This window comes from Flavobacterium sp. (assembly GCF_043760115.1).
GTDB lineage: Bacteria > Bacteroidota > Bacteroidia > Flavobacteriales > Flavobacteriaceae > Flavobacterium.
The window spans coordinates 1-17781 of the sequence record NZ_JAYUPK010000025.1; the positions used below are offsets into that span (position 1 = coordinate 1).

Here is a 17781-nt window from a genome sequence, read left to right on the forward strand (position 1 = left end):
GCTAAAGTTGATATGTCGTTACATTTTAAACCATTTGCTAATGATTTTGAAATTATTCTTCAAAGTAAATTTGGTTTTGGAAACACAGTATATCAAGGAGCAAACAGATATTATTTAAATGACTTTTTTATGCAACAGCATAAACTAGAATTTAAAGGTAAAAACTTTTTCGTAAGAGGATATTTCACTACAGAAAATGGTGGAGAATCTTATGATATGCGTTTTACAGGAATCAATATTAATAGAGCTTGGAAAGCAGATAATGTATGGTTTGGTCAGTATGCAGCTACTTATGTTCAAGCAACTTTGGGTGGCGCAACTCCACAACAAGCTCATGCAGCAGCAAGAAATATTTCAGATACAGGAAGATTACTTCCAGGTACAGATGCTTTTAAAACGGCTTTTAAAAATGTAATTGCAAATCCAGATGTTTTAAAAGGTTCTAAACTGGTAGATGAGTCTAAAATTTACCACTCTGATGCTAATTATAATTTTAAAGATTTAATTAAAATTGCCGAAATTCAAGTTGGTGGATCTTACAGAAGATATGATTTGAATTCATTTGGAAGAATTTATACAGATACACCTCAGTTTGGAGGAATTGTATACGATGAATATGGAGCATACACTCAAGTTCAAAAGAAATTAATGGACGAAAGATTGAAATTTACAGGATCAGTTCGTTATGATAAAAGTCAAAATTTTAGTGGCAACTTTTCTCCAAGAGTATCTTTAGTATATTCTGCTGGAGCAAATAAAAACCACAACTTTAGAGGATCATTTCAAACAGGTTTCCGTAACCCAACAACTCAAGATCAATACATAGGATTTAATGTTGGTAATGCAGTACTATTAGGTTCAGCACCAGATAATTTAGATCGTTTTAGAGAAGTATTAAATGTTTCAGCTAATGGAGTAGGTTTTGCAGGCGGACCAACAGCAGTGATGACTGGACAAAATGCATATTTTAATTCTTATACTGCGGCATCAGCAACAGCATTTGGCGCAGCAGTAGCAGTACAAGCTCCAGCAACAGCAGGACAATTAGCAGCAGCAATTGTAGCAGCATCACCATTATTAAAAAAGACTACTGTTGGTTTAGTTAAACCAGAAACAGTAAAAGCTTTTGATTTAGGTTACAGAGGTCAACTAAAAGGATTTTCTTATGACATAAATGGATACTATAATGTATATAACGACTTTATTGGTAACCTTACAGTTGTTGCTCCTTATTATGGTACTACAACAACTTCAACAGATCCAACTGTATTTGCACCTGCATCGCCAGCATTTCAATCTGCATTTGCATTGACACAAGGCGATACAAGAGCATATCAATTATACACTAATACAGATGTTGAAATAAAATCTATAGGTTTTGGAGTTGGATTGACTAAAAAATTAATTGGAAATTTCGAATTTGGAGCAAATTACAATTATGCACAATTTGATTTTGATCAAGCACAAGACCCAAGCTTTGAAGCTGGCTTTAATACACCAAAGCACAGAGTTAAAGGATCAATAAGTAATGATAAATTATTTAAAAATTTTGGATTTAATGTTAGTGCAAGATGGAATGACGAATATTTATGGGAATCATCTTTTGCAGATGGAATGATAGATTCTGCAACGGTTCTTGATGCTCAAATAAATTATTCTTTTCCAAAAATTAAATCTACATTTAAACTTGGAGCAACCAATCTTTTTGGTAAAGAATACATTCAAGTATTAGGCGCAGGTGCAATTGGTCAACAATATTTCGCCTCTTGGACAATCAATCCTTAATTAATTAAAAATATAAAAATACAATCATGATAAAAAATTTAAAATGGTTACTATTGGTTTCATTAACCTTTGTAGCATGTAATGATGATGATGAAGTATTGGTTGTTTCCAATTCATCAGACGGTTTACCATTAACTGCAGGAACAGCAGATTTTTCTAAATTTGTTTCTGTTGGAAATTCATTAACAGCTGGTTTTAGTGATAGCGCTTTATTTATTGAAGGTCAAAAAGGCGCATATTCTAATATATTATCACAACAATTTGCATTAGTTGGCGGTGGCGAATTTAAAACTCCATTCATGGCAGATAATGTAGGTGGACTACTTTTAGGTGGTAATCAAATTCAAGGAAAAAGATTATTTTTTAATGGTTCTGGTCCAGCACCAGTTACAGGAACAACAACAACAGAAGTTTCTACTATATTAACAGGTGGTTTTAATAATATGGGTGTTCCAGGAGCAAAAAGTTTTCATTTGTTAGCATCTGGTTATGGAAATGTTGCTGGAGTTGCAACTGGTCAAGCTAATCCTTATTTTGTTCGTTTTGCTTCAACTCCTTCGGCTACAATTATTGGTGATGCTGTAGCTCAAAATCCAACTTTCTTTTCGTTATGGATAGGAAATAACGATGTGTTGAGCTATGCAACTTCTGGTGGTGTTGGAACCAATCAATTAGGAAATTTAAATCCTGCAACTTACGGTGGAAGTGACATTACAGATCCAAATGTATTTGCATCTGTTTACAACACAATGGTAACCAACTTAACTGCTGGTGGAGCAAAAGGTGTTGTTGCTAATATTCCTTATGTAACTTCTGTACCATTTTTTACTAGAGTTTTACCAAATGCTCTTCCTGGTTTACCAACTGCAAACACTACACAATTAAATCAATTATTTGGAGGAATTAATGCAGCGTTAGCTGGAGCAGGTTTGCCACCACGTTTTGTAACGCTTGTTGCCGATGACGGAAATGCTGCAACAACCGAAACCAATCCTTTATTAATTGTAGATCAAGTTTTACCAAATATTTCTGCACAAATAACTGCTGCATTAACGCCATCATTGGGTTTACCAACAGCAACCTTTTTAGGAGGTTTATACGGTCAAGCTAGACATGCAAGAAAAACAGTTGGCGATAGAGATTATATTTTATTAACAACTGCGGGTTTAATTTCACCACCAAATAATATTCAAACTGGCGCACCTTCACCATTTAATGTTAGAGGAGTTTCTTATCCACTTCAAGATGCAGCTGTTTTAACTGCTGCCGAAACTGCTGAAGTTAAAACTGCAACTGACGCATACAATGCATCAATTCAAGCAATTGCTACTTCTAAAGGTTTAGCTTTTGTAAATGCAAATGCAGTATTAAATCAAGTTGCCAATGGCGGAATTTCTGGAAACGGATACAATTTAACATCAGAATATGTTACTGGCGGAGCGTTTTCATTAGATGGAGTCCACCCAAGTCCAAGAGGTTATGCTTTAATTGCCAACAAATTCTTAGAAGCAATAAATACAACTTATGGTTCTAATTTTAAAGGTGTTAGTTTTGCTAACTACAGAATTTTATTTCCAAGTATGTTGTAAACAAATTATAATAGTAAAATTAAATCAAAACCATCTTAGCAATAAGGTGGTTTTTTTATTAAAATTAAACATTTAATTATATTCAAAACCATAATTTAATTATAAATCAAAAAACTTATAAAAAAATCGCAATTTACTATTGATTATTTATTTATAAAAATTTACCTTTGCACTCTGAAAAAGTAGCATTAAATTTTAAATTTCTCTTTCTCCTTTTTTATTAAAGGTTGTGGAGGTTAAATACATAAGCAATGTCAAAAGCAATAGGAAAAGTTTCTCAAATCATCGGACCAGTAGTTGATGTAGTTTTCAACAGTAAGGATGCTGAATTACCAAAAATTTACGATTCATTAGAAATCATAAAAAAAGACGGTACTAAATTAATTCTTGAAGTGCAATCGCACGTTGGAGAAGATACAGTACGTACAATTTCTATGGATTCTACTGATGGTTTAAGTCGTGGTACAGACGTACTTGCAACTGGAAACCCAATTCAAATGCCAATCGGAGCTGACGTTTACGGAAGATTATTCAACGTAATTGGAGACGCAATTGATGGTTTAGGAGATTTACCAAAAACAGGTGAAAACGGAATGTCAATTCACCGTCAAGCACCAAGATTTGAAGATTTAGCAACTTCTTCTGAAGTTTTATTCACAGGTATCAAAGTAATCGATTTAATTGAACCATACTCAAAAGGTGGTAAAATTGGATTATTCGGTGGTGCTGGAGTTGGTAAAACAGTATTAATTCAGGAGTTAATTAACAATATTGCAAAAGGTCACGGTGGACTTTCAGTATTCGCAGGAGTAGGAGAAAGAACACGTGAAGGAAATGACTTACTTCGTGAGATGTTAGAGTCAGGAATTATAAAATACGGAGAAGAATTCATGCACTCTATGGAAAATGGAGGTTGGGATTTATCTAAAGTTGATAAACTAGGAATGAGAGAATCTAAAGCTACTTTCGTTTTCGGACAAATGAACGAACCACCAGGAGCAAGAGCACGTGTTGCTTTATCTGGACTTTCTATCGCAGAATATTTCCGTGATGGTGCAGGTTCAGATCAAGGTAAAGACGTACTTTTCTTTGTTGACAATATTTTCCGTTTCACACAAGCTGGTTCAGAGGTTTCGGCACTTTTAGGTCGTATGCCATCTGCTGTAGGTTACCAACCAACATTGGCAACAGAAATGGGTGCAATGCAAGAAAGAATTACATCTACCAAAAAAGGTTCTATTACTTCAGTTCAGGCGGTTTACGTTCCTGCAGATGATTTAACAGATCCAGCACCAGCAACAACATTTGCTCACCTTGATGCAACAACAGTATTGTCTCGTAAAATTGCAGAGTTAGGAATTTATCCAGCAGTTGATCCATTAGATTCAACTTCTAGAATCTTAACACCAGAAATTTTAGGAAAAGATCACTACGATTGTGCGCAAAGAGTAAAAGAAATTTTACAAAAATACAAGCAATTGCAAGATATTATCGCCATTCTTGGTATGGAAGAATTATCAGAAGAAGATAAACTTTCTGTATCTCGTGCGCGTCGTGTACAACGTTTCTTATCACAACCTTTCCACGTAGCAGAACAATTTACAGGATTAAAAGGTGTTTTAGTTGACATTAAAGACACCATCAAAGGATTTAATATGATCATTGATGGCGAATTAGACCACTTGCCAGAAGCAGCTTTCAACCTTAAAGGTTCAATTGAAGATGCAATTGAAGCAGGAGAAAAAATGTTAGCAGAAGCGTAATTAAGTTGGAAGTCAGAAGTTAGAAGTTAGATGTAAAATTCGGCTCTTCCATCTTCCATCTTCCATCTTCTAACTATAAAAAAATGATTTTAGAAATAGTATCACCAGAAGCTACATTATTTAAAGGCGAAGTTACTTCAATCTCACTTCCAGGAGTTGATGGATCGTTTCAAATTTTAAACAATCACGCACCAATAGTTTCCATTTTAAAACAAGGAACAGTAAAAATTACAGCGCCAAGTTTTACAATTAATAAAGAAGTAGCAGCCAAGTTTATCAAGGTAAACGATCAAAACTATACTTTAGAAATCGCATCTGGAACAATCGAGATGCAAGACAATAAAGTTATTGTATTAGCAGATTAATACAATTTAAAAATAAAATTTCTGACATTAATTCAGAATAAAAAAGCCAATCAGAAATGTTTGGCTTTTTTTTTAATCTGAACTTGTTTCAGATTCTCATATTTCCAACTTGTTTCAGATTCTCATATTTTGAACTTGTTTCAGATTCTTATTTTCTAAACTTATTTATTATGAACTTGATTCAAAATCTCATTAGAAGCAATTTCCAGCTAAACGTTTCAAGATTTTGCCATAAAAACAATTTTTCTAAGCTGTAAAAAGAGCTTCTATGGTCGCTTTTTTACACCAAGAAAAATAAGTTTTTATGGCAAAATGCTTTTCACTTTTATCTGGGCTATAATTTTTAGTAAAATTTGAAAATTAAATTATAAATGAGAATCTGAAACAAGTTCAGATTAAAAAATTAAATCAAGTTTCTTTTACATATTCCATAATGTCACTAGGTTGACAATCAAGTATTTCGCAAATTAATTCCAAAGTAGAAAATCGAATCCCTTTTGCCTTTCCAGTTTTTAATATAGAAATGTTAGCTGTTGTAATTCCAACAAATTCTGCCAATTCATTAGATCGCATTTTTCTTTTGGCTAACATCACATCTAGGTTTATTATTATTGGCATAACTAAATCATTAAATCACTTTCTTCTTTCATATTCTTCGCAATCTTAAAAATCTCACTAATTACCATAAAAAACAATCCCAAGCTAATAGATATTAAAAACGAATCATAGCTACCAAAATCTAAAGATAAACCTAAATGATTTCTTTCAATAGCATTGTAGATAAATATAGATATTGTACTTATTATAGACGAAGCAATAATTAGCTTTCCAATTAAATTAAATAATTTAACTATTTCATCCGTAAAGATTTCTCTTTTTTGAAAAATTCCAACTAGTTTTCTTAACAAATAAATACTGTAAAAAAATAATAATCCACTAATAATATTTACAAAAACTACAATTTTAGAAAGTAACGTATTAGATAAAATTTCTTGACCTTTTATTTTAATTGGAATATCCATGTCTGGACTGAATAAATAAAATGGAATAAAAATTAACATTCCTATTATTGAAATAAGAGTAAAAAACCAAAATAAATCTAGTATTGTTTTCAAAATATTCAATTTTCTCATTTTTTTATGTTTTAAAATTCCTAACAAATATATAAAAATTATTGTAAAACAATAATAAAGTATCTAAAAACAACATTTTTATTAAAATTTTTATTCTGTAAAGATTTTTTACCTTTGTACAACTATGAGTAATTTTCCAAAACAATTATTAGAAAAATTAAATCAACGCGACCAAAACCAATCGTTGCGAAAATTAACACCACAAAATAATTTAATAGATTTTTCTTCGAATGATTATTTAGGATATTCTTCTTCTGAAACTATTTTTAATAAAACACATCAGTATCTTTTAGACAATACCATAAAACAAAACGGTGCAACAGGTTCAAGATTACTTTCAGGAAATCACAAAGTATATCAAGAAACAGAAGAATATATTGCCAGTTTTCATCAATCAGAAACAGCATTAATTTTCAATTCAGGCTACGATGCCAATATTGGGTTTTTCAGTTCAGTTCCTCAACGCAACGATATTATTTTATACGACGAATTATGTCACGCATCAATTCGTGATGGAATAACAATGAGCAACGCAAAATCTTTTAAATTTCACCACAATGATTTAAAACATTTAGAAAGTATAATACAAAAACATATCATAAACCAACAACTCACAACTCACAACTCACAACCCACAACAATTTTTATAACAACCGAATCCGTCTTTTCAATGGATGGCGATTCACCAGATTTAGAAAATTTAGCAAAGTTGTCAGCCAAATACAATTGCCTTTTAGTAATTGACGAAGCGCATGCTGTTGGAGTTTTTGGCGAAAGAGGCGAAGGATTAATTCAAGAATTAAATTTACAAAACCAAGTTTTTGCAAGAATCATAACTTTTGGTAAAGCATTGGGTTGTCATGGTGCAGCAATTTTAGGAAGCGAAGAATTAAAAAATTATTTAGTAAATTTTGCACGAAGTTTTATTTACACAACAGGACTTTCACCACATTCGGTTGCAACAATTTTAATTGCATATCAAGAGTTAGAAAATCAAAAATCAGCAATTCAAAAACTTAAAACTAACATTCAGTTCTTCAATCAACAAAAGACATTATTGAGTTTAAAACAAGTTTTTGTCCGAAATAAATCGGCAATTCAATCGGCAATAATTCCAGGAAACGAAAAAGTAAAACTCATTGCTTCTCAATTACAACAAAATGGCTTTGATGTAAAAGCAATACTGTCGCCAACAGTTCCAGAAGGTCAAGAACGATTGCGTTTTTGTTTGCATTCGTATAATTCTGAAAAAGAAATTACTGATGTTCTCTGTTTGTTGAGTACTTTTGTATTTTAGCCACGGATAAAACGGATCTAACGGATTATCACCGATATTTATGGCAAATTTATTACACAAAAATATTACAGATGCAATATTAAAAGTTTACTACGAAGTTTTCAATGAACTTGGATATGGATTTCTCGAGAAAGTGTATCAAAATGCGATGTATTTTGAGTTAAAATCTTTGGGCTATAAAGTAGAAGCTCAAAAACAAATTAAAGTTTATTTTAAGAAGCAATTGGTTGGAGAATATTATACGGATTTGCTTGTAGAGGATAAAGTATTTGTAGAATTAAAAGCAACTGAACTTCTTATGAATGTTCATGTAGCACAAATAATGAACTATTTAAAAGCAACACCAATTGAAGTAGGATTATTATTAAATTTTGGTGAAGAACCAGAATTTAAAAGACTTATTTATACAAACGACAGAAAAATTAATTTAAAAAATCAGTGATAATCCGTTAAATCCGTTTTATCTGTGGCTAACAAAAAAATGAAAATATTCATAACAGGAATAGGAACAGACGTAGGAAAAACAATAGTATCAGCAATTGTAACCCAAGCATTGCAAGCCGATTACTGGAAACCAATACAAGCTGGAGATTTAGACAATTCCGACAGTCATAAAATTCAACGCTACATTTCAAACGATAAAACCTTAATTCACGATAACAGCTATAAACTAAACACACCAGCAAGTCCGCATTTAGCAGCGCAAATAGACGGAATTACAATAGATTTAAAAAAAATTACAGAGCCAAAAACTAACAACCATTTAGTAATAGAAGGCGCAGGCGGAATTCTAGTTCCATTAAACAACGAAGATTGCATTATAGATTTATTAAAAAGCGATTACAAAATTATAGTAGTTTCAAGACATTATTTAGGAAGCATCAACCACACTTTACTAACTATTGAAGCATTAAAAAACAGGAATTTATCAGTTTCAGGAATCATTTTTTCAGGCGATGAAAACAAAGCAACCGAAGAAATTATTCTAAATAAAACCAATATAAAATTCATAGGAAGAATAGAAAACGAACCCTATTTTGATCAAAATGTAGTTCAATATTACGCAGATATATTTAGTGAAAATTTACTCAATTTATAAAATCTAAAATCGTTAATCAGCAATCACAAATTAAAATGAACCTTTCCCAAAGAGACAAATTATACAATTGGCATCCGTACACGCAACACAAAACGGCACAAGATTTTCCTGCAATTGTAAAAGCTCAAGGCACTTTATTGTGGGACGAAAACGGCAAAGAATACATTGACGCAATTGCATCTTGGTGGGTAAATCCATACGGACATTCCAACAAATTTATTGCCGATGCCATTTACAAACAACTCACCACTTTAGAACACGTTTTGTTTGGCGGTTTCACGCATGAACCAGCAGTTTTATTGGCAGAAAAACTAATGAAAATTTTGCCAAGCAATCAAAAGAAAATCTTTTATTCCGATAATGGTTCAACAGCAGTAGAAGTTGGAATTAAAGTTGCAATGCAATATTTTTTCAATAAAGGAATTAAAAAAACCAAAATAATAGCGTTTGAAAATGCCTTTCACGGCGATACTTTTGCAGCGATGGCAGCAAGCGGAATTTCGTTTTTTACCGAAGCTTTTCAAGGATCATTATTAGAAGTAATTCGAATTCCAGTTCCAATTTCTGGTCAAGAAGAAAGTGCAATTCAAACTCTAAAAAAGTTAGTTGCAACCAATGAATTTGCAGCATTTATTTTTGAACCACTTGTTCAAGGTGCGGCAGGAATGGTAATGTACGAAGCCAAATTTTTAGACGAAATGATAGTCATTTGCCATCAAAATAACGTTTTTACAATTGCCGACGAAGTAATGACAGGTTTTGGCAAAACAGGAAAAACATTTGCCACAGATTATCTAGAAAATAAACCAAGTATGATGTGCCTTTCCAAAGCACTAACTGGCGGAACAATTCCGATGGCGTTAACCACTTTTACTCAAGAAATCTTTGACGGATTTTATGACGACGACACCAACAAAGCATTATTTCACGGACACACTTTTACCGCAAACCCAACAGGTTGCGCCGCAGCAATTGCAAGTATTTCATTGTTGCAAACCAACGAAATGCAAGACAATATTAAAGTAATAAATCAAAGCCATATAGAGTTCCAAAATATAATAAAAAACCATCCAAAAGTAGCAACAACAAGAGTTCTCGGCGTAATTTTCGCCTTAGAAATTAAAGTCGAAACTCAAGAAAGTTATTACGGAACATTACGAAATAAACTCTATAATTTCTTCATAGAAAACGGAATTTTATTGCGTCCAGTTGGCAACATCATCTACATTTTACCACCATACATCATCACAAAAAATCAACTTGAAAAAGTGTATGCAACAATCGAAAAAGCATTAGAAATAGTGTAAATTTGCACTACAAAACTTTGAAAAACTGAGTATGTATAAGCTAGAAGCAAATGTCTTTTTTTTTATTTATCAACCTTATTCCTGCTTTCCGTTTCAATATCTTTGCCAAAGTTTTAAACTTTGGCAAAGATGATTTTCTCTTCAAACGAAGTTCACTGAACACCAATGTAAATAAAAGTTTTAGTGAAGTAATCAGGGCTAAAAAGTAACTGTATTGAGTAAAAATCAAATCATAACAAAATCTTATAAAATTTAAAAACTTAGTGTCTTAGCGCCTTTGTGGCAAAAAAGCGACTTATAAAATGAAAAAAATTGCCATAACATCCATAGCTTCAATTTCACCATTAGGAAACAATCCTCAGCAAATTTGGCAAAATTATTGCAACCCTAAAACATTAATATCCAAAGAGCAAATTGGCAATCAACTAGTTCCAGTTGCTAAAATTTCTGACCATTTAAAGCAAGAAATTACAACCTTAAAAAATTCCGATTTAAAATATAAATCATTAGACAATTCAGTACTTTACGCCATTTATGCATCGCGCCAAGCCATAAAAAATGCCAATTGGAATTTTGGCGACGATTTTGGAATAAATATAGGTTCGTCTCGTGGTGCAACCGAATTATTTGAAAAATACCACCAAGAATTTCTAACAACAGGAAAAACAGCAACATTAACATCGCCTACCACAACACTAGGAAATATTGCTACTTGGGTTGCACACGATTTAAAATCGCAAGGTCCAGAAATTTCACATTCTATAACTTGTTCTACAGCTTTACACGCATTACTTAACGGAATTGCTTGGATGAAAGCCGGAATGGCAACCAAATTTCTAGTTGGCGGAAGCGAAGCACCATTAACACCATTTACCATTGCTCAAATGCAAGCGTTAAAAATCTATAGTAAAGAAGATTCTCAATTTCCATGCAGAGCATTTGATTTACAAAAAACTAAAAACTCAATGGTTCTTGGCGAAGGCGCAAGTGTAGCTTGTTTAGAACTTGGCAAAAATAAAAATGCTTTATGTTACGTTGAAGGAATTGGTTATGCAACAGACGAATTACAACATAATATTTCAATTTCAGACGAAGCAGAATGTTTTCAAAAATCTATGAAAATGGCTTTGCAAAACACAAATTTAGAGGAAGTTGACGTAATTGTAATGCACGCACCAGGAACTTTAAAAGGCGACACATCAGAATATAAAGCCATAAAAAAAGTATTTGGCACTTCAACAAGCTCAGTACTAGATTCACTTCCAATATTAACAACCAATAAATGGAAAATTGGTCACACATTTGGAGCATCAGGAATGTTAAACATAGAAATGGCAATTTTAATGATGCAACACCAACAATTTATAGAAGTTCCATTTGCAGAAAAACAAAAACTTAGAAAAAATATTAGAAAAGTACTAATAAATGCAGTTGGTTTTGGCGGAAACGCAGTTAGTGTTTTATTATCTAAAGAGTAACAAGTTTTGTAATTGAACCTCAATTTCAAAAATAACACTCAATTTTGTCATTCCGAAGAATGAGGAATCGCATAATCCAAATCAATGGTAAAAATCAATTTCAAAAATCAAGAAATTCTTTAAACTTACTTGCTTCGTATAGCAACGAGAAAAAGAAAAAAACAATTCGTTTTTACCCACAAACATTTCAACCTCAAACTCTAAACTTATAACACATAAAAATATCAACTCGAAACCCGAAACCCGAAAACTTAAACCCAAAACCTTAAACTCGAAACTCGAAACCTTTTCAACCTTTCTCCAACTCTTTAACGCGACTGTAAACCAAATCGCTTTCCCAACCTTTACGAAGTAAGTAATCGCAAAATTTTTTACGTTTTTTTACAGCATTTTTTTCAGTTATGGTGTTCCAAAATTTTTCAGATAATAGTATAAAGCAATCAGAATATTCTTCTAAATTAATTTCTTTTATTGACTTAGTTATTAAGAAGGTAGAAATTTTTCTTGCTTTTAATTCGTTTGTAATTCTAATTTTTCCCCATTTTTTTTGATGGAATTTACTTACGGTAAAAATTGAAGCAAATCGTTCTTCATTTAAATAATTAGTATCAATTAATTTTACTATAATCTCATCTTTTTCATCAGCATTTAAATCAAATGAGCGTAACTTTTCTTTAACTTCAAGGTGGCAACGTTCTTGATAATTACAATAGTGTTCTAATTTTTGCAGAATTTCTTTGACAGATGTGTAAGGTTTAGAGTTCAATATGTTAGATAAATATAATAATTGTTAATAATTTGATAATACAAATATATTGATAACCTATTAATTAGAAGTAAATTTGTCATCCCAAATCGTTTTCAAAAACATCAAATTATAAATTCATTTAATTATGAAAATCAAGATACTATTTATAGCGTTTTTTTGTGGGTTTTTTTCATTTGGGCAATCCATATTTGACAATCCTTTAACTTTTCCGTCGGCTGTGCAAGCAAGTCCATACACTGCTGGACAAACGATAAATCCAAATATTACCGTTTCTGGAATTTCAAGAGGTTCAGGAATAACCGGTACTGCTGCATTAAATAGATATAGTGCAAATGGATGGACAACTGCTGCCTCATTAGATGTAAATGATTATTTTGAGTTTACATTAACACCAAATTCAGGTTTTCAAATAAATTTTTCAACTTTTATTTTTTCTGGACAAGCGTCTGGTGGTGCGCCAATTCATTCTTTACGATCAAGTGTAGATGGATTTGCCTCAGACATTGCTATTTTACCAACAACAGGATCAATATTATCTTTATCTGCGCCAACATTTCAAAATGTTACTGGAGCAATATCTTTTCGCTTTTATACTTATGGTTTTGATGCTGCAACTAGAACTTTTAGTATCAATGATTTTACATTTAATGGAACAGTAACTGCTTCTTGCGCATCACCAACTACACAAGCCACATTATTTACCAGTTCTGCAATAACTCCATCAACCGCAACTGTTGGTTGGACAAGAGGAAACGGAAATAATATTTTAATTGTTGCTAGAGCAGGAAGTGCAGTAAATGCTGATCCTGCAAGTGGAACAGTTTATATTGCAAACGCAGCTTTTGGTTCTGGAACACAAATTGGTACAGGAAATTTTGTAGTTTACAATGGTCCATTAACTTCAGTTAATTTAACTGGTTTAACATCTGGAACTACTTATCATTTTGGTCTTTACGAATACAATACCGCTTCTACTTGCTACAATACAATAGAATTAATTGGTAATTTTACAACAACAGTTGCGCCTCCAGTAATGGTTTTATCAGACAACGGAACTCAAGTAGTTGCCGCCAATGTTCCTCAAGCAACTACAAATCATATTCTCTCAACCTTTAAAGTTGATGTTTCTTCTAATACTACAACTTTAACTAATGTAAGTGTTGTAAGTGGTGGAACTTATCTAGCTGCAGATATTAGTGCTAACGGATTTAAACTTTGGTTTAGTACAACCAATTTATTTAGTTCTGCAACTGCAATTGGAAATGCTTTATCATCAACGTCTGTTGGAGCAGGCGAAGGTTTAAATTTTGGAGTTTTGACACAAAATCTTGCTGTTGGCACAGGTTATTTCTGGATTACTGCTACTATTTCTCCAACGGCAACTGTTGGTAGAACAGTTAGAATTAATGCTATTGGAAATCCATCATTACTATTTTCTGCTGGAACAAAATCTGGAAGTACTTCTCTTCCTGGTTCGCAAACATTTACTGCATCTGCACCAAATGTTCCAATTAATTTTACAAAAATTTGTACGACTAATTCAACACAATCATTAAGTTGGTCGCCACCTTTAACTGGAACTTTTGATGGTTATTTATTGGTAGTTAGAGAAGCAAACACACCTCATGCAGTTACAGCAATTGTTGGAAATAGTACTTCACAAAATTTAGATTACACTTTGGCACCACAATTTGGTTCTACAGCTGTATTTTCTAGAATTTTATATTCTGGAACCGCAACAACTGCTACAATTACTGGTTTAACACAAGGAGTTAGTTATACTTTTCAGTTGTATACCTTTAAAAATAATGGTGCTACATCAATTTACTCTACAACAGGAACAACTACTACACAAATTATTGGATTGCCAAATGTAACAAGCGCATCTGGTTCTCCTGGAAATACTACAGCTTCATTGACTTGGGCAAATCCTAACGCAGTATGTTATGATCAAATTTTAGTAGTTGCAACTGCTGCCGCAGGAATTACATTTGTTCCAACAGGAAATGGAAGTGCCTATACACCAAATACAGCTTTCTCTGGATTCAATCAAGTAGTTTATGGTAGTAGTGGAAATTTAGTAAATGTAACAGGATTAACAAATGGTGTAACCTACTATTTTGAGATATTTGTTAGAAATGGAACCCAATGGAGTTCTGGTGTAGAAATAAGTGTAACGCCAATAAATATAGTTCCAACAGTTTTAAAAACTGGCGATTTACTGTTGATTGCTTATAATAATAATTTAGCTGGCGGAGATGATACTATTAGATTATTAAGTATGGTTGATATTAATCCTGGAACTAAATTTTTATGGAGTAATGCAACTTATGAAACTGGAGGAAATCCTGCTGCAAATGTTAGAACTGACAAATGGTATGAATGTAGATTTGACATACCACCAACTGGAAATGTTCCTTTTATTGAATTCACTTATACTGGAGCAACTCCAATTCTTGCAGCATCAACATTTTGTATAACAACTGATAATGCATCAACAGCTACAACAATTTCTGCTGTATCATCAAGCGGAGTTGCATATACATCTTTTACAATTAATGGAAGATCTGCTGATGGTACTGTTTTAACAAGTCATTCATCAGTAAATGTATCTACAAGTAATCCAGATGCAATGTTTTTATTACAAGGAAATTTTATTTATGATGTTGCTGGTTCAACATTTGACGGAACTGTACTATCATCAATTCAAGATGGAGGAGTTTGGTATGATTTAACAGATAATTTAGCTGCAATTACTGGAGCAAATCTTAGAAAATCTAGAAAACATCCTCAATTATTGTGTGCTTCTATTCAAGGAAATTTAATGCCAAATGGTTATCAAGTTAGTTATAATGTTTCTTCTACAACCTTTACTACTGGAAACAGACCTTATTTGTTAGGTTCAATATTAAATTATGGTACTAATTGGTTAAGTACTTATGGCGTTTGTCCTGCAATTTCTCCATTTGTTATAACAGCTTCAGATCCATTTAATAGATGGACAGGAATTGCCAATACTAACTGGTTTGATTGTAATAATTGGGCTTTACTTTCTGTTCCAGATGAATTAACAGATGTTACCATTTCTTCTCCTGTTCCATTCAGTCCAACTATTAGTTATTTAGCACCAGTTTCTGATAGCTATTCTGATATTGCAAAATGTAAAAATTTAACTATTTCTGGAAGTGTTTTAAGAATAGAAGGTACAGCAACAAATCCAACAGGAATTCCTTTTAACAGCAGATTAGAAGTTAGTGAAAATTTAATAATAAACGGAACAGGAATTCTAGATATGGACGATTCCAATGCCGCAACTGCCGATGGTGAAATAAGTTTAATTGGAAATTGGACAAATAGTTTGGGAATTGGATCTTTTTTAGAAGGAAATGGAACTGTAAAATTTGTAGGTAGTGCAACTCAAGTAATTAATAACAATGTTCATACAGCTACAGAAGAATTTTACAACGTTGTTTTAGATAATGATTTTAATACTTTAACTAGTAATAATTTAATTGCTAAAAATGATTTAGAAATTAAACCTAATAAAAATGTTACTATTGCTTCTAATGAATATATTCAAGCTAGTAGAAATTTAAAAAATGATGGAACGTTGACCGTAAAAGATTCTGGAATGTTATATCAAACAGATGATTCTGGAAACGATTCTGGTAATATTACAGTAGAAAGAAATGCAAATATTAGACAATTAGATTATGTATATTGGTCTTCACCTATAAGTGGTTTTAATGTAAACGATATCTATTCTACTTTAACACCAACAGGATTAATTTATAAATGGGAGACAACATTTTCTTTAAATCCTAATGGCGGTGAAGGTTATTGGCAAAGCGCAACAGGAAATGCTATGACATTTGGAAAAGGATTTATAGTTCGTGGACCATCTTCATTTAATAATGCTGCACCACAAAGTATTCTTACTACATTTAATAATGGTGTTCCAAATAATGGTTCTGTTCCTGTAACAATTAGAAGAGGAAATATGATTCCAGCTACTTTATCAAGTTATACAAGTGCTAATTTAGTAGCTTTTACAGCAAATGATGATAACTGGAATTTAGTCGGAAATCCGTATCCAAGTGCTATTAGTGCCAATTTATTTTTACAATATAATGCAGTATTTCTTCCTGTAATAGAAGGCGCAGTTAGAATCTGGACTCACGGAACATTACCAGTTAGTACTCTAAATCCGTTTTATGCTTCCTATCCTTATAATTATACAGCTAATGATTATATAACATTTAACGGAACAGCAACTACTTCTGGACCAAGTGGTTTTAATGGAACAATTGGAACAGGACAAGGATTTTTTGTTCTTATGAATGATGGAACCGCAAGTACTGCCAATTTAGTTTTTAATAATTCAATGCGCGTTAGAAGTAATAACAGTAATAGTCAATTTTATAAAAACGCAAATGCTTCTGTAGAAAATGTTGATGCAGGAAAAAGTAGAATTTGGTTAGATTTAATTACTCCTTCAAGCATAGAAAGAACGGTTGTTGGATATGTACCAAATGCAACTTTAGAAAAAGACGCGATGTATGATGCTTACACACGACTTGATGCAAACCAACGTTTTTATTCATTAATTAGTGAAGAAGTAATGTGCATTCAAGGTAGACCATTACCATTTGATGAAAACGATCAAGTGAATTTGGGAATGAAAGTTATAAATACGGTTTCTAATAACTATACTATTGCAATTTCTGCTGTAGACGGATTGTTTGAAACGCAAAACATTTATATAGAAGATAAATTGTTAAACGTGATTCATAATTTAAAAGAAACACCTTATAATTTCACATCTTCAGCAGGAATTTATAATGATAGATTTGTATTAAGATATACAGAAAATGCATTAGGAAACACTACTTTTGATGCTGTAAATTCAAATGTTATTGTAGTTGGTGAGAAAAATAAAATCACTATTAAATCATTATTAAAAAACATTTCTTCTGCTAGAATCTATGATATTTTAGGCAGAGAAATTGCAAAAGAATTAAGTTCTAATACTAAAGAAATTACTTTTGAAAACATAGTTAAAAATCAACCATTAATTGTAAAAGTTCAATTAGAAAATAGTGAAATTGTTACAAGAAAGATAGTATTGTAATTAGATTATAGAAAGTGAAAAGTCCAAAACTTAATTTAAGTTTTGGACTTTTTTTATTAATTCAA

13 protein-coding genes are annotated in these 17781 nt (G+C 32.1%); 10 read left to right on the top strand and 3 right to left on the bottom strand.

Going from position 1 to position 17781, the window contains the following annotated elements; genetic code table 11:
* From ACH2BC_RS02125 to ACH2BC_RS02140, 4 genes are all read left to right on the top strand, one after another.
* Nucleotides 1-1785: TonB-dependent receptor domain-containing protein (locus ACH2BC_RS02125; protein WP_395052331.1), on the top strand; the 1785-nt coding region annotated here is incomplete at its 5' end.
* Nucleotides 1786-1811: 26 nt separating this feature from the next.
* Entirely contained in the window at nucleotides 1812-3374 is a 1563-nt protein-coding gene (locus ACH2BC_RS02130) for an SGNH/GDSL hydrolase family protein (RefSeq protein WP_395052332.1), read from the top strand.
* 251 nt (nucleotides 3375-3625) lie between these two features.
* A complete protein-coding gene (atpD, locus tag ACH2BC_RS02135) occupies nucleotides 3626-5137 on the top strand; it encodes a F0F1 ATP synthase subunit beta (protein WP_395052333.1) in 1512 nt (503 codons plus the stop codon).
* Between the two features lie 83 nt (nucleotides 5138-5220).
* The gene (locus ACH2BC_RS02140) at nucleotides 5221-5502 is read left to right on the top strand and encodes a F0F1 ATP synthase subunit epsilon (protein ID WP_395052334.1); all 282 of its coding nucleotides are present in this window, start codon (nucleotides 5221-5223) and stop codon (nucleotides 5500-5502) included.
* Between the two features lie 408 nt (nucleotides 5503-5910).
* Here the strand turns inward: ACH2BC_RS02140 and ACH2BC_RS02145 are convergent, their stop codons facing one another.
* Together ACH2BC_RS02145 and ACH2BC_RS02150 are read right to left on the bottom strand one after the other, a co-directional pair.
* On the bottom strand, nucleotides 5911-6120 hold the full coding sequence (locus ACH2BC_RS02145; protein ID WP_395052335.1) for a helix-turn-helix domain-containing protein: 210 nt from the start codon (nucleotides 6118-6120) through the stop codon (nucleotides 5911-5913).
* 2 nt (nucleotides 6121-6122) lie between these two features.
* Complete coding sequence (locus ACH2BC_RS02150; RefSeq protein WP_395052337.1) at nucleotides 6123-6617, bottom strand: DUF2975 domain-containing protein; 495 nt, start codon at nucleotides 6615-6617, stop codon at nucleotides 6123-6125.
* 142 nt (nucleotides 6618-6759) lie between these two features.
* Between ACH2BC_RS02150 and ACH2BC_RS02155 the strand changes: the two genes are divergently transcribed.
* The 5 genes from ACH2BC_RS02155 to ACH2BC_RS02175 all read left to right on the top strand — a co-directional run bounded on the left by ACH2BC_RS02155 (nucleotide 6760) and on the right by ACH2BC_RS02175 (nucleotide 11816).
* A complete protein-coding gene (locus tag ACH2BC_RS02155; RefSeq protein WP_395052339.1) occupies nucleotides 6760-7932 on the top strand; it encodes an aminotransferase class I/II-fold pyridoxal phosphate-dependent enzyme in 1173 nt (390 codons plus the stop codon).
* 40 nt (nucleotides 7933-7972) lie between these two features.
* Nucleotides 7973-8374, top strand: a complete 402-nt coding sequence (locus tag ACH2BC_RS02160; RefSeq protein ID WP_395052341.1) for a GxxExxY protein — start codon at nucleotides 7973-7975, stop codon at nucleotides 8372-8374.
* Nucleotides 8375-8413: 39 nt separating this feature from the next.
* Nucleotides 8414-9031 carry a dethiobiotin synthase gene (bioD, locus tag ACH2BC_RS02165; RefSeq protein ID WP_395052342.1) on the top strand — a complete coding sequence of 206 codons (618 nt, stop codon included), beginning with the start codon at nucleotides 8414-8416 and terminating at the stop codon, nucleotides 9029-9031.
* A 35-nt stretch (nucleotides 9032-9066) separates the two neighbouring features.
* Nucleotides 9067-10338: an adenosylmethionine--8-amino-7-oxononanoate transaminase gene (bioA, locus tag ACH2BC_RS02170; protein WP_395052343.1), complete on the top strand. Its 1272-nt coding sequence runs from the start codon at nucleotides 9067-9069 to the stop codon at nucleotides 10336-10338.
* A gap of 302 nt (nucleotides 10339-10640) precedes the next feature.
* Nucleotides 10641-11816: a beta-ketoacyl synthase N-terminal-like domain-containing protein gene (locus ACH2BC_RS02175; RefSeq protein WP_395052344.1), complete on the top strand. Its 1176-nt coding sequence runs from the start codon at nucleotides 10641-10643 to the stop codon at nucleotides 11814-11816.
* Between the two features lie 289 nt (nucleotides 11817-12105).
* Here ACH2BC_RS02175 and ACH2BC_RS02180 read toward each other — a convergent pair whose 3' ends face one another.
* Entirely contained in the window at nucleotides 12106-12582 is a 477-nt protein-coding gene (locus tag ACH2BC_RS02180) for a regulatory protein RecX (RefSeq protein ID WP_395052345.1), read from the bottom strand.
* Nucleotides 12583-12709: 127 nt separating this feature from the next.
* On the opposite strand from ACH2BC_RS02180, the gene ACH2BC_RS02185 reads away from it, so the two are divergent.
* Nucleotides 12710-17716, top strand: coding sequence for a fibronectin type III domain-containing protein (locus tag ACH2BC_RS02185; protein ID WP_395052346.1), 5007 nt, complete (start codon nucleotides 12710-12712; stop codon nucleotides 17714-17716).
* The last annotated feature ends 65 nt before the right edge of the window (nucleotides 17717-17781 follow it).